The organism is Vibrio lentus (assembly GCF_002875945.1).
GTDB classification, from domain to species: Bacteria; Pseudomonadota; Gammaproteobacteria; order Enterobacterales; family Vibrionaceae; genus Vibrio; species Vibrio apostichopi.
Genome location: NZ_MCZK01000162.1, coordinates 1 through 279 on the forward strand (window position 1 = coordinate 1; position 279 = coordinate 279).

Genomic DNA, 279 nt, shown 5'->3' on the forward strand with positions numbered 1-279 from the left:
TTTGATTCACAATTGAGTCCGGCAAACAGTCATTGAGAATTAACCCTTCTTGATGACAACCAAAAACCTTGGTTAGTTGCCATACGCTTATTTGTCTTCACTTTTTAAAGTGAAAGCATATAGAAACCCTTTCGGGTTGTATGGTTAAGTGACTAAGCGTACACGGTGGATGCCTTGGCAGTCAGAGGCGATGAAAGACGTAATAACTTGCGATAAGCCCAGATTAGGTAGTAATAACCTTTTGAGTCTGGGATTTCTGAATGGGGAAACCCACGTGCA

At 41.6% G+C, this 279-nt stretch carries 1 rRNA gene; it reads left to right on the forward strand.

Annotation, left to right across the window (positions count from 1 at the left end):
* Positions 1-142 precede the first annotated feature (142 nt).
* Positions 143-279: ribosomal RNA gene (locus tag BCT49_RS21020) — 23S ribosomal RNA — on the forward strand; the annotation flags it as partial.